Source organism: Kaustia mangrovi, assembly GCF_015482775.1.
Classification (GTDB): domain Bacteria; phylum Pseudomonadota; class Alphaproteobacteria; order Rhizobiales; family Im1; genus Kaustia; species Kaustia mangrovi.
Genome location: NZ_CP058214.1, coordinates 4,358,634 through 4,371,553, shown reverse-complemented (window position 1 = coordinate 4,371,553; position 12,920 = coordinate 4,358,634). Strand labels below are relative to the sequence as shown.

General features: G+C 69.7%; 12 protein-coding genes and 1 other RNA gene. 2 read left to right on the top strand and 11 right to left on the bottom strand.

The window, feature by feature from the left end; genetic code table 11:
• The 7 genes from mraY to rnpB form a co-directional block, all read right to left on the bottom strand.
• Positions 1-1,089, bottom strand: coding sequence for a phospho-N-acetylmuramoyl-pentapeptide-transferase (gene mraY / locus HW532_RS20625; protein WP_213162254.1), 1,089 nt, complete (start codon positions 1,087-1,089; stop codon positions 1-3).
• 35 nt (positions 1,090-1,124) lie between these two features.
• On the bottom strand, positions 1,125-2,549 hold the full coding sequence (locus HW532_RS20620; protein ID WP_213162253.1) for a UDP-N-acetylmuramoylalanyl-D-glutamyl-2,6-diaminopimelate--D-alanyl-D-alanine ligase: 1,425 nt from the start codon (positions 2,547-2,549) through the stop codon (positions 1,125-1,127).
• The gene (locus tag HW532_RS20615; protein ID WP_213162252.1) at positions 2,542-4,017 is read right to left on the bottom strand and encodes a UDP-N-acetylmuramoyl-L-alanyl-D-glutamate--2,6-diaminopimelate ligase; all 1,476 of its coding nucleotides are present in this window, start codon (positions 4,015-4,017) and stop codon (positions 2,542-2,544) included. Before HW532_RS20615 ends, HW532_RS20620 begins: the two co-directional genes overlap by 8 nt.
• Positions 4,018-4,031: 14 nt before the next feature.
• Positions 4,032-5,768, bottom strand: coding sequence for a peptidoglycan D,D-transpeptidase FtsI family protein (locus tag HW532_RS20610; RefSeq protein ID WP_213162251.1), 1,737 nt, complete (start codon positions 5,766-5,768; stop codon positions 4,032-4,034).
• Between the two features lie 2 nt (positions 5,769-5,770).
• Positions 5,771-6,121 (bottom strand): cell division protein FtsL, encoded by a 351-nt coding sequence (gene ftsL / locus HW532_RS20605; RefSeq protein WP_213162250.1) that lies wholly within the window; start codon positions 6,119-6,121, stop codon positions 5,771-5,773.
• Entirely contained in the window at positions 6,121-7,119 is a 999-nt protein-coding gene (gene rsmH, locus HW532_RS20600; protein WP_213164677.1) for a 16S rRNA (cytosine(1402)-N(4))-methyltransferase RsmH, read from the bottom strand. Before rsmH ends, ftsL begins: the two co-directional genes overlap by 1 nt.
• Positions 7,120-7,324: 205 nt before the next feature.
• Positions 7,325-7,731: RNase P RNA component class A (rnpB, locus tag HW532_RS20595), an RNA gene on the bottom strand.
• A gap of 165 nt (positions 7,732-7,896) precedes the next feature.
• Here rnpB and HW532_RS20590 point away from each other — a divergent pair.
• Positions 7,897-8,667, top strand: coding sequence for an SDR family oxidoreductase (locus HW532_RS20590; protein ID WP_213162249.1), 771 nt, complete (start codon positions 7,897-7,899; stop codon positions 8,665-8,667).
• Positions 8,668-8,682: 15 nt separating this feature from the next.
• Here the strand turns inward: HW532_RS20590 and HW532_RS20585 are convergent, their stop codons facing one another.
• The gene (locus HW532_RS20585; protein ID WP_246479337.1) at positions 8,683-9,441 is read right to left on the bottom strand and encodes a peptidoglycan recognition protein family protein; all 759 of its coding nucleotides are present in this window, start codon (positions 9,439-9,441) and stop codon (positions 8,683-8,685) included.
• Between the two features lie 77 nt (positions 9,442-9,518).
• Between HW532_RS20585 and HW532_RS20580 the strand changes: the two genes are divergently transcribed.
• Positions 9,519-10,256 (top strand): ZIP family metal transporter, encoded by a 738-nt coding sequence (locus HW532_RS20580; protein WP_213162247.1) that lies wholly within the window; start codon positions 9,519-9,521, stop codon positions 10,254-10,256.
• Between the two features lie 16 nt (positions 10,257-10,272).
• Here HW532_RS20580 and HW532_RS20575 read toward each other — a convergent pair whose 3' ends face one another.
• The 3 genes from HW532_RS20575 to HW532_RS20565 all read right to left on the bottom strand — a co-directional run bounded on the left by HW532_RS20575 (position 10,273) and on the right by HW532_RS20565 (position 12,849).
• Positions 10,273-10,977 carry a J domain-containing protein gene (locus HW532_RS20575; RefSeq protein WP_213162246.1) on the bottom strand — a complete coding sequence of 235 codons (705 nt, stop codon included), beginning with the start codon at positions 10,975-10,977 and terminating at the stop codon, positions 10,273-10,275.
• A 98-nt stretch (positions 10,978-11,075) separates the two neighbouring features.
• Positions 11,076-12,047: an aldo/keto reductase gene (locus HW532_RS20570; RefSeq protein WP_213162245.1), complete on the bottom strand. Its 972-nt coding sequence runs from the start codon at positions 12,045-12,047 to the stop codon at positions 11,076-11,078.
• Between the two features lie 154 nt (positions 12,048-12,201).
• Positions 12,202-12,849 (bottom strand): hypothetical protein, encoded by a 648-nt coding sequence (locus HW532_RS20565; protein WP_213162244.1) that lies wholly within the window; start codon positions 12,847-12,849, stop codon positions 12,202-12,204.
• Between the last annotated feature and the right edge of the window lie 71 nt (positions 12,850-12,920).

The following is a 12,920-nucleotide window of genomic DNA, read 5'->3' as shown; positions in this document are numbered from 1 at the left end:
TCACCTCAGCTTCAGCGTGGCCAGCCCGATGAGCGCCAGCACCACGGAGATGATCCAGAAACGGATGACGATGGTCGGCTCCTTCCAGCCCTTCTGCTCGAAATGATGGTGCAGCGGCGCCATGGCGAAGACGCGCTTGCCGGTGAGCTTGAAGGACACGACCTGGACGACGACGGAGACCGTCTCCAGCACGAACAGGCCGCCGATGATGGCCAGCACGATCTCGTGCTTGGCGGCGACCGCGATGGCGCCGAGCGCGCCGCCGAGCGACAGCGAGCCCGTGTCGCCCATGAAGATCATGGCCGGGGGAGCGTTGAACCACAGGAAGCCGAGGCCGGCGCCCAGCATCGCGCCGCAGAACACGGCGAGCTCGCCCGTGCCGCGCACGAAATGGATCTGCAGATAGTCCGCGAAGACGGCGTTGCCGACCAGATAGGCGATCAGCCCGAAGCTCGCCGCGGCGACCATGACCGGCACGATGGCGAGCCCGTCGAGCCCGTCGGTGAGGTTCACCGCATTGCCCGTGCCGACGATGACGAAGATCCCGAAAGCGATGAAGAACCAGCCCAGATCGAGCATCAGGTCCTTGAAGAAGGGGAAAGTGAGCGAGCTCGACAGGGGCGCGTCGCCAAGCCGGATGAAGGCGTAGCAGGCCGCCGCCGCGATCAGGCACTCGATGAGGAACTTCGCGCCGCTGCGGAAGCCGCGCGGCGAGGTCTTGGTGACCTTGAGATAGTCGTCATAGAGCCCGATGGCGCCAAAGCCCAGCGTGACGAGCAGAACCACCCAGACATAGCCGTTCGACAGGTCGCCCCACAGAAGCGTCGCCACGACGATGCCGGACAGGATCATCAGCCCGCCCATGGTCGGCGTGCCCTGCTTCTCCACGATGTGGCGCTCCGGCCCGTCGCCGCGGATCGGCTGGCCCTTGCCCTGCTTCAGGCGCAGCAGCGCGATCAGCCCCGGGCCGAACAGGAACACGAAGGCGAGCGCGGTGACGATGGCGCCCCCGGTCCGGAAGGTGATGTACCGGAAGACATTGAACACCGACAGCTGGTCGCTCAGATCGACGAGCAAGAGATAAAGCATGTCCGGGGGATCCCCTTTCCCGTTCGGCCGGCCCGTCAGGCCATCGGTTCCCTGGCCGCGAAGGCCTCTTTCAACGCGGTCACGACGAGGCCCATCCTCATGCCGAGGGACCCCTTGACCGTCACGACGTCGCCCGGCCCGAGCCCCGCGACCAGCGGTTCGACGAGCTCGGCGGAGGTCTGCGCATAGGCCCCGCGCCGGGACGGGTCGAGCCGTTCCCACAGATGCGCCATGTGCGGGCCGCAGGCATAGACGACATCGACGCCGGCCTCGTCAATGGGCCCGGCGAGCCCGGCATGCAGCGCCGGCGCCTCGTCGCCGAGCTCCAGCATGTCGCCGAGCACGACGATGCGCCGCCCGCCCCGGCCCGTCCTGACCCGGGAGAGCACGTCGAGCGCGGCGCGCACCGATGTCGGATTGGCGTTGTAGCTCTCGTCGATGAGCGTCGCCTCGCCGCCGCGCACCCGCAGCGCGAGGCGCGCGCCGCGCCCCTTCGGCGGCTCGAGATCGCGCAGGCGGAGCGCGACGCGGGCGAGATCGGCGCCGGCAAGCACCGAGGCCGCCAGCACCGCCAGCGAGTTCATGACCACATGGCGCCCCGGCGCGCCGAGCTTGTAGGTCACGTCGTGGCCGAGGACGGAGGCCGACACGGTCGACCAGTCCTCGTGAAGCACCATGGTGCGAACGCGCACATCGGCGCGCTCGTCCTCGCCGAAGCCGACGATCCGGCCGGCGCCGGCCGCCTCCGCCGCCTGCTTCAGCCTGTCGAAATAGGCATTGTCGCGATTGAGCACCGCCGCGCCGCCCGGCTCGAGCCCGGCGAAGATCTCCGCCTTCGCGTCGGCGATCTCGTCGAGCGAGTCGAAGAAGCCGATATGGCAGGGCTCGACGGTGGTGACGATGGCGACATGGGGGCGGACCATGCGCGTCAGCGGCGTGATCTCGCCGGGATGGTTCATGCCGATCTCGAACACGCCGAACCGCGTGTCCGCCGGCATGCGCGCCAGCGACAGCGGCACGCCCCACTGATTGTTGTAGGAGGCCACGGAGGCCGCCGTCTTGCCGCAGGCCCCCAGGCACAGGCGCAGCGCGTCCTTGGTGCCGGTCTTGCCGACGCTGCCGGTGACCGCGACGATGCGGGCGTCGGTGCGGGCGCGCGCGGCGCGGCCCATCGCCTCCAGGGCGGCGAGCGGATCGTCGACCACCAGAAGCGGCCCGGCGGCCCTCATCTCCGCGTCAACGCGCGAGACGACCGCAAGCCCCGCGCCCGCCGTCAGCGCCGCCGCCGCATAGTCGTGGCCGTCATTGGCCTCGCCGCGTATGGCGACGAAGATGTCGCCCGGCGCGACGGTCCGGCTGTCTATGGATACCCCCGTCAGCGGCCCGGGCGCGTCGCCCTCGAGCCGGCCTCCGGTGGCGGCGCGGATCTCGTCCAGCGTCCAGAGCGGGGTCTCAGCCATGGATCGCCTCCCGTTCGTCCTCGCGGCCGGCGAGCCCGCGCACGACCTCGTGGTCGCTGAAGGGAATGGTCCGTGTCCCCACGGTCTGGCCGCGCTCGTGGCCCTTGCCGGCAACCAGGAGGACATCGCCCTGCCGCAGGCCCGACATGGCCCGTTCGATGGCCTCGGCGCGGTCGCCGATCTCCACCGCATCCGGGCAGCGCGCCATCACCTCGCGGCGTATGGCGGCGGGATCCTCGGTGCGCGGATTGTCGTCGGTCACGATGGCGAGATCGGCATGGCGCGCGGCCGCCTCGCCCATCAGGGGGCGCTTGCCATGATCGCGGTCGCCGCCCGCGCCGAACACGACCACGAGCCGGCCGGACGCATAGGGCCTGAGCGCGCGCAGCGCATTGTCGAGCGCATCGGGCGTGTGGGCGTAGTCGACGAAGACCGGGGCCTGCGCGCCGGTCATGGCGACCAGCTCCAGCCGGCCGGACGCACCCTTCAGCCGGTCGAGCGACCTGACGGCGATGCCCGCCGGGCCGCCCGCGGCGATGACGAGCCCCGCCGCCACCAGCGCGTTGGAGGCCTGGAAATCGCCCACCAGCGGCAGGAAGACCTCGTGCTCGGACCCTTCCGCGGCGATGACGAGGCGCTGGCCGAGCCCCTCGCGGCTCCAGCCGGTAAGCCGCAGGGCCGTGCCGTGGCGGCCGACGGTCGTCAGCGCCAGCCCGCGCTCGCGGGCGATCTCGGCCATGCGCTTGCCGTCCTCGCTGTCCATGTTGATGCAGGCGGCCGCGCCCTCCGGCAGGAGCTCGCGGAACAGGCGCGCCTTGGCATCGAAATAGTCCTTCGCGCTCGCATGGTAGTCCAGATGGTCGCGCGAGAGATTGGTGAAGGCGCCCGCGGTCAGCCGCACGCCGTCGAGCCGGCACTGGGCGAGGCCATGGCTCGACGCCTCGATGGCCGCATGGGTCACGCCCTCGTCGTCGAGCTCGGCCAGCAGGGCCTGGAGCGCCACGGGATCGGGCGTCGTGTGGGCGAGCGGGCGCTCGCCGCACGGGCCGACCACGCCGACCGTGCCGGCGCTCGCCGCCATCAGGCCCATCGCCTCCCAGATCTGGCGCACGAACGAGACCACCGAGGTCTTGCCATTGGTCCCCGTGACGGCGACCACCACCTCCGGCTGGCGTCCGTAGAAGCGGGCCGCGGCCCGGGCCAGCGCCCGGCGCGGATTGCCCGCGCGCACCACCGCGACGTTCTCGGGAACGTCGATGGCCGCATCCTCGTCCGCCAGCACCGCGGAGGCGCCGGCGGCGACCGCGTCGGCCACGAACCGGGCGCCATCCGCCTTGACGCCCCGGAGCGCGGCGAACACGAAGCCCGGCCGCACCGCGCGGCTGTCGGCGGCAAGGCCGGCAATCTCGCAGTCCGCCCATGCCGCCTTCACGGGGATTTCGGGACCGAACAGGGCGCCGAGACGCATTCGCGATTAACTCCTCACTCCGTCACCCGCGCTTCGAGCCGGGTGGCCATGGTGTCCAGCATGTCGTCCCCGTCGTCGAATTTCGGTTCGACGCCGAGCAGCGGTGCGATCCGCGCGATGACCTTGCCGCCCGTGGGCACCGCGTTCCAGCCGGCCGTCGCATAGCCGTAGGTTTCGGGCAGCGGCTGCGGATTGTCCAGAATGATGAGCACGCAGTAGCGCGGATCGTTCATCGGAAATCCGCCCAGGAAGTTCGTGAACCTCTGGTCCTTGGCGTAGCGTCCGTCGACCACCTTCTCCGCCGTTCCGGTCTTGCCGCCCACGTCGTAGCCCTCGACCTTGGCATGGCTGGCCGAGCCCTTCTCGACGTTCAGGCGCAACAGATAACGCATTTTGCGGCTCGTTTCAGGACTGATCACCTGTTTCGCAATCCCGTCCGCCACCTCCCTGTCGCGCTTCAGGAAGGTCGGCGGGATGAGCTTGCCGCCATTCATGAACGCCGCGCCGGCGGCCGCGAGCTGGAGGGGCTGGACGGAGATGCCATGGCCGAAGGCGACCGTGGCACGCGTCACCTTGCCCCAGCGCGGCGGCAGCAATGGGGCAGCCGCCTCGGGAAGCTCGGCGCGGAACCTGTCGAAGAAGCCGAGCTTCTCCAGGAACGCCTTCTGGCGCTCCTCGCCCACATCGAAGGCCATCTTGGCGGTGCCGATATTGGAGGAATAGATGAACACCTCCGGCACCGTCAGCACCCGGTACTTGCCATGATAGTCGCGAATGCGCTGGCGGCCGATCACCAGCGGCGCGCTGGCGTCGTAGGTGCCGTTGAGATCGGTCACGCCCTCGTCGAGCGCCATGGCGAGCGTCACGGTCTTGAAGGTCGAGCCCATTTCGTAGACGCCGCCGGTGATGCGGTTGATGCGGTCCTTCCGCAGCGCCTCGACGGGATCGTTGGGATTGAAGTCGGGCAGCGACGCCATGGCGAGGATCTCGCCGGTACGGATGTCGAGGACGAGGCCGGCGGCGGCTTCCGCGGAGAACTTCTCCTTGGCCTGCGACAGCTCCTCGGCGAGCGCGTGCTGCACGCGGACATCCATGGCGAGCTCGACGGGAGCGGCCTCGTCGCGCGAGGGATCGGTCAGCGAGGCCGCGAAGAGCCGGCCGCGCCCGTCCAGAAAGTGCTCGATGCCGGCGAGCCCGCGCGAATCGACATCGACGAAGCCCAGCGTGTGGGCGGCGAGCCGGCCCATCGGATAGACGCGCCGCGTCTCCTTGCGGAAGCCGACCCCGGGAATGCCGAGATTGTGGATCATGGCCTGTTCGGCCGGGCTCACCTCGCGCTTCAGCCACACGAAGGCGCGCTTCCTCTGGCTGAGCTTGCGGCGCACCTCGCCCGCATCGAGCCCCGGCAGGTGCGATGTGAGAAGCTCGGTGGCCTCGTCCACATCGATGATCTTGCGCGGATCGGCGAACAGCGAGGCGACCTCGATATTGGTCGCAAGCAGCCGGCCCGAGCGGTCGACGATCTCCGGACGCGGAATGTCGGCATCCGGCTTGAGCGCGACCGTATCGGGGGCCTGCGGCGTGCCGATGGTGAGCTGGCCGAGCCGTATCCCGACAGCGGAGAAGACGACGAGGAAGCCGACGAGCACCAGCCGGGTGCGCTTCAGCCCGCGAAGCGGCCGCTGGCGTCCGGCCTCGGCGGTCCCGGCGCCTCTGTCCGCGTTCGGATCTGCGTTCGGTTGAGCCGTCATGCTCACTGGATCTCCTTGAGCATATTGCCGATCGGATCGGTGTCCTCATAGGGCGCGCGGAAGCCGTCGAGCTCGGGGATGCGGGTCGCGATGTCGGCGGGCCCGATGATCTGGCGCGGCTTGAGCTGGACGAGGTCGAGATGCTTGCGGGCCAGCGCCTCGATGCGCTGGGGGCGTGTCAGATGCGCCCATTCCGCCCGCAACAGCCCGATCATCTCGCGTTCCTTGCGGATCGCCGCATTGAGGCGCGCGATCTCCTGCTCGGCGCCGCGCGAGCGGTATTCGAGCTGGTAGAGCCAGAAGGCGAGCGCCAGCATCAGCGCGATCAGGGCACCGTTGATCAGCTTCACCATCACGCCAGTCCTTTCACGCCCAGGGCCTTCAGATCGAGGGGATGGGCCGGCGCCTCGGTCCGCACGGCCGCGCGCAGGCGGGCGGAGCGGGCACGCGGGTTCGCCGCGGCTTCCTCCTCGCTTGCCGTGCGCACGCCGTGGAACAGCTCCGCGAATGACGGGGCCGGCCCGTCGTCGAGCCCCGGCGGCCCATGGCGCGAGCCGCGCGGCACGCGGCCGGTGCGCGCCGCCAGGAAGCGCTTCGCGATCCGGTCCTCCAGCGAGTGGAACGACACGACGGCCAGCCGGCCGCCGGGCCTGAGCACGCGCTCGGCGGCGGCCAGCCCGCGGGCGAGCTCGCCCAGCTCGTCGTTCACGAGGATCCTCAGGGCCTGGAAGGTGCGCGTCGCGGGGTGGATGCGGTCGTCGTGGCGGCGCCCGCCGACGGCCTGCTCCACGATCCGGGCGAGCCGGCCCGTGGTCTCGATGGGCGCCTCCTCGCGGGCACGCACGATGGCGCGGGCGACGGCGCGGGCCCTGCGTTCCTCGCCGAGCTGCCGGACGATCCCGGCAAGCTTCGCCTCGTCCCTGGTGTTCACGATGTCGGCCGCGCTCTCGCCGTCGGAGCCCGCCCCCTCCATGCGCATGTCGAGCGGGCCGTCGGCCATGAAGGAGAAGCCGCGGCCCGCCTCGTCGAGCTGCATGGAGGACACGCCCACATCGAACATCACGCCGTCCACCGCATCGATGCCCTCGCCCGCCAGCAGCGTATCGAGATCGCCGAACCGGCCCTGGAGAATGCCGAGACGGCCCGCATAGGCCTCCGCCAGCGCCGCCCCCGTGGCGACCGCCGTCGGGTCGCGGTCGATGGCGATCACCCGGCAGTCCGCCGCGTCGAGCACCGCGCGCGTATAGCCGCCCGCGCCGAAGGTCGCGTCGACATGGCACTCGCCGTCGCGCGGCTTGAGCGCGTCGAGGACCTCCGCGAGGAGGACCGGCACATGGCGGGCACGGGACATGGTGTTTTCGCGCTCCAGGGCGAGCATTCCGGCAATCATGATGGTTCCCAGGCACAAGGCGGGCCGTCGCGGCAGCGCTCGGGCCGGCACAAGAGCCCCGCGCGCCGCGTTAACGCCCGGTTACCATTCTGGAGGGATCAGCCTTAAGAAATGGTTGCCCGCACGCGCGCGCCGGGATGGGGATCGCCCCCTGTCCCCAAAAGAAAACGCCAGTTGGCCTGTAAGCCGGGTTCTGTCCACGAAGCCCCCGCAAAGGGGCCCGCTGGATGGCCATTCCTCTGGGATGCGCGTTGCCGCGCACCTCGCGCGACCAACCCGGGCGGCGATCCGGAAACGCGATTTGGGCCACACTGCAAGACAGCGCGCCCATGCCGCCCCTATTCGGTCTTGCTCCCGGTGGGGTTTACCGTGCCGCCTCCGTCGCCGGAGGCGCGGTGCGCTCTTACCGCACCCTTTCACCCTTACCCCGGTTCCCCGGGGCGGTTTGCTTTCTGTGGCACTTTCCCTGGGGTCGCCCCCGCCGGGCGTTACCCGGCACCGTGTTTCCATGGAGCCCGGACTTTCCTCCCCGATGCGGGAGACCCGCACCGGAGCGGCCATCCGGCCAACTGGCGTACCTGACCTAATGATGTAGACGCCGCGGCGTCAAGCACAAGATGCCCGGCGCGCCGATTGCGCCGCAAGAAGCGGAGTGTGGCGCGGCGCGGGACCCGGCATGAGTCCCCCTCTCCCGGGCCTTCGGGCCCTTGTCGGACATAAGAGGGAAAGGACGTCACGATGCAGTCACTTCAAGGCAAGACCGCCATCGTCACAGGCGCGAGCTCCGGGATCGGCCGGGCAACCGCCAGGCTGTTCGCCAGGGAAGGCGCCAGGGTGGTCGTCGCCGCCCGGCGCCAAGCCGAGCTCGACACGCTGGTGTCGGAGATCGCGACGCGCGGCGGCGAGGCCGTCGCCATCGCCGGCGACATTCGCGAGGAGGCCACCGCCAAGGCGCTGGTGGAGACCGCTCTCGACCGGTTCGGCGGCCTCGACATCGCGTTCAACAATGCCGGCATGGTGGGCGAGACGGCCGGTATCGACACGCTCTCGGCGGAGGACTGGCACACCACGCTCGACACCAATCTGACCGGCGCGTTCCTGTGCGCGAAGCATCAGCTCCCGGCCATGGCCCAACGCGGCGGCGGCTCGCTGATCCTGACCTCCAGCTTCGTGGGCTACTCCGCCGGCATGCCCGGCATGGCCGCCTATGCGGCGAGCAAGGCGGGCATGATCGGGCTCATGAAGGTGCTCGCGGTCGAATACGGTGCGAAGGGGGTTCGCGTGAACGCGCTCCTGCCCGGCGGCACCGACACGCCGGCGAGCGTGACCAACGCGCCGGGCGCCACGCCGGAGCTCCTGGCCTTCGTGGAGGGCCTTCATGCGCTCAAGCGCCTGGCCAGGCCGGAGGAGATCGCACACAGCGCGCTCCATCTCGCCAGCGACGCGTCGAGCTTCGTCACGGGCGCGACGTTCCTCGCCGATGGCGGCGTATCCGTCTGCCGGAGCTGAGAGAAGGCGGGCGCCCTACCCCAGGGCGTCCGCCGCCTCGTCGCCGAGGGCCGCGATCAGCCGGTCGAGGGTTTCCACCGTGGAGGGATCGGCGATGCCGTCGACGCGGGCCTGGCGGAAATGGCGCTGGAAGGCGCGCACGACCGCGCCGGTGCGCTCGTCGAACCAGCCGGAGACCTCCAGCCCGTAGCCATAGCGGACGAGCTTCTCCTGAAGCGCCCGCACGAGCGCACCCTGATCGCCGGTGCGCAGGGTCCGGCCCTCCGAGATCGGCGCGGGCTCGACCCACAGGCCGATGCCGTTCTCGTGGAGGCGCCGCCAGTCGAACTTCTCGCCGGGATCCTCCTTGCGCTCGGGCGAGACGTCGGAATGGGCGAGCACGTGCCGCGGCGCGATCGCATGGCGCGACAGGATATCGGCGGACAGCGCGATCACCGCGCGCATCTGCGCGTCCGTATAGTCGGGATAGCCGCCGGCATGGCCGGGATTGTGGATCTCGATGCCGATGGAGCGCGAATTCACGTCGCGGCTGCCCGCCCAGTAGGACAGGCCCGCATGCCAGGCGCGCTTGTCCTCCGGCACCATGGCCGTCACCGTACCGTCCAGATCCACCAGATAGTGGCAGGACACCTCCGAGCGCGGGTTGCACAGCCAGTCGCTCGCCGCCTGGCAACTCGCCATGCCCGTATAGTGAAGCAGCAGGATATCGATCTCGCAGCCCTCGCGGCGGTCGGAGAAGTTCGGCGACGGGCGGTTTTCAACGCTCAGGGTCATGCGCATACTCGCAAGGCGGGACACAACGGTGCAGCATGAAGCTCGTTGCTCACATTCATATCGACTGACGGTTCGGAATGATCATTGCCTTCACCTGGGGCCTCGCGGCCGGCAGCGCCTTGCTGATCGGCGCGCTCGTGGGATGGTACGCCACGCCCGGCAAGCGCACCACGGCGGCCATCATGGCCTTCGGCAGCGGCGTGCTGATCTCCGCGGTGGCCTTCGACCTCATGGACGAGGCGCGGCTCAGCGGCGGCATGGTGCCGACAAGCCTCGGCTTCCTCGCCGGCGCGCTCGCCTTCACCGTCGGCACGCTCCTCCTCGGCCGGCTCGGCGGGCGCCACCGCAAGCGCTCCGGCCGCCAGCAGGACCCGTCCGGGCAGGCCGGCATCGCCATCGCCCTCGGCTCGCTTCTCGACGGCATCCCGGAGGCCATGGTGATCGGGCTGAGCCTGCTCGAGGGCGAAGGCGTGGCCCTCGCCACGGTGGCCGCCATCTTCCTGTCGAACCTGCCGGAAGGCCTGTCGAGCGCGGCGGGCATGAAGGCCACGGGCCGCGGCAGGGGCTATGTCTTCGGCGTGTGGGGCGGGGTGACGCTGATATGCGGGCTTGCCGCGCTCGCCGGCTTCTCCCTGTTCGAGGGCGCCGACCCGCGCCTGGTGGCGCTCACCCAGGCGATCGCCGGCGGCGCGATCATCGCCATGATCGCGGATACGATGATCCCCGAAGCCTTTGGCGAAACCCATTCCGCGACGGGCCTGATCACCGCCCTGGGCTTCCTTGTTGCCTTTTCCCTGTCGCATATGCTCGGCTAGGACCTGCCGTCAGTCGTCACGCGCGTTCGCGCATCTTCTCGATTTGCTCATAGGCGGTGTTGATCGCGGCCAGCCTGGCATTGGCAATGGTCACGAACTCCTCCGGCACGCCGCGCGCGATCAGCCGGTCGGGATGGTTCTCCGCGACGAGCGTGCGGTAACGGCGCTTCACCTCCCGCATGTCCGCCGACCGGTCGATGCCGAGGATGACATAGGGATCGCACCGGTCCGGCTCGACATAGCGCGCCTTGATCCGGTCGAAAGCGGCCTCCTTGAAGCCGAAGATCTCCGCGACCGACGCCAGATAATCGAGCTCGTCGGGATGGATCACCCCGTCGGCGGCGGCAATGTGGAACAGGCCGTCCAGCACGTCCTCCAGCACCTCCGGCTTGTCCTGCAGGAGCTGGGCGAGCTGGCGCGCATAGGCGTCGTAGCCGACCACGCTGCGCTTGGCGAGATTGAAGACGCGCGCGACGTTCTTCAGCTCGCCCTGCGGCACCGTGAAGACCTCCTTGAAGGCGGAGACCTCGTCGGTCGTCACGACGCCGTCGGCCTTGGCCATCTTGGCGCCGAGCGCGATCACGCCGATGGTGAAGGCGATATGCTCCTCGCGCACGCGCCGGCGGTCGGGATCGCCCTTCACGGCCGCGATCAGCGCCCGCATGGGGCCACCAAGCCCCAGGCTCTCCGCGGCATCGGCTATTCGGCGCCAGAACGACATGGGCAGACCTTATAGCAAAAGCGATCCGTCGCGCGCCAACAATTCACCCGGCCGGACGCGTGGCGCAGGCAGCCGGCACACGGCGCGACGCGGCATCCTCAGGAATGCCCGCTCACCGCGCGCGGCGCGTAGGGGGCTTCCAGATAGGCCATCGTCTCCTCGTCCAGCACCAGCTCGAGCGCGGCGACCGCATCGTCGAGATGGTGCGGCTTGGAGGCACCGACGATCGGGGCGGTCACGCCGGGCCGCGACAGCACCCAGGCGAGCGCGACCTGCGCCTCCTTGACCCCGAGCCGCCCGGCGACCTCGTGGACGCGCCGCGCGATCTCCTCATCATGGGGCGCGCCGTAATGGTTCTCCGCCACATCGTCCGTCCGGCGCCGTTCGGTCTCGCCCGCCCCGGGCGCCTTGGTCAGCCGCCCGCGCGCGAGCGGGCTCCACGGGATGACACCGACGCCTTCCGCCCGGCAGGCCGGCAGCATCTCGCGCTCCTCCTCCCGGTAGAGCAGGTTGTAGTGGTTCTGCATCGACACGAAGCGCGCCCAGCCATTGCGCTCCTGCAGGTTCAGCGCCTTCATGAACTGCCAGGTCCACATGGACGACGCGCCGACATAGAGCGCCTTGCCGGCGCGCACCACGTCGTCGAGCGCCTCCAGCGTCTCCTCCAGCGGCGTGATGCCGTCCAGCCGGTGGATCTGGTAGAGATCGACATAGTCGGTCCCCAGCCGCCGGAGCGAGGCGTCGATGCTCTCCATGATGTGCTTGCGCGACACGCCGCGGGCATTCGGCGAATCGCCCATGACGAGGCCGACCTTGGTCGCGAGCACGATCTCGTCGCGCCGGGCGAATTCCTGGAGGAGACGGCCCGTTATGCGCTCCGATTCGCCGAGGCTGTAGAAATTGGCCGTGTCGAAGAAATTGATGCCGGCGTCGAGCGCCTTCTTCAGGAAGTCCCGCGAGGCGGCCTCGTCGAGGACCCAGGACCGCCAGTCCGGACTGCCATAGGTCATGCAGCCGAGGCACAGGCGGCTGACCTTCAGGCCCGACCGGCCGAGTTGCACATAGTCCATCACGCCTCCCCCCGACATGGTGAAAGAGCGGCAGCTTCACTATTCCGCAAGCCCCCGTCAAGCCACGCCGGCGCATAGCCGCCATTCGCAAAAAGGAAAGGGCCCGCCGGTCGCCCGGCAGGCCCTCCCCCAAAGGGTTGTGTGCGTGCAGGCGTTACTGCGACGTCCCGCCGTTCATCATGTCCTTGACGGCGTCGCCGGCCTTCTTGGCGGCATCGCCGGTCGCCTTGGCCGCATCGTCCATGGCGTCGCCCGCGGCCTTGGCCGCGTCCTCGCCGGTCTTCTGGATGCTCTCGCCGACCGATTCGGCCTCGTCGGCCGCGCTGCTGGCGGCGTCGTCCGCCGCGTCGGTCGCCGAATCCATGGTCTCCGATGCCTTGTCGCCAGCCTCGTCGGCCGCGTCGGTGGCACTGTCGGCGGCGTCGTCCATGGCGTCGCCGGTCTCCTTCATGGCGTCGTCGGCCGCGTCGGTCGCGGAATCCATGGTCTCCGACGCCTTCTCGCCAGCCTCGTCGCCGGCAGCGCTGGCGCTGTCCGCGGCGTCATTGGCCGCATCGGTCGCGGAGTCCATGGTCTCCGACGCCTCGTCGCCAGCGCTGCCGGCGGCGTCATCGCCAGTGCTTTCAGTGTCGCCGGCAGAGGACTCGCCGGTCGCGGAGCTCTCGCCGGATGTCGTCTCGTCGCTTGCGGCCGGCGCCTCCGAAGAGGTCTCGCCGCCCTGCTGCGATTCGTCCTCGCCGCAGGCCGCCAGACCGAGGGCCAAGGCAAGCGCCAAGGGATACATGAGCTTCGTACCCACCATTAATCTCCTTTCCTTACCGCCCCTCTCAAATCCAGTTGCGTTCAACAGTTCCCCGTCTCAACCCCCAAGTG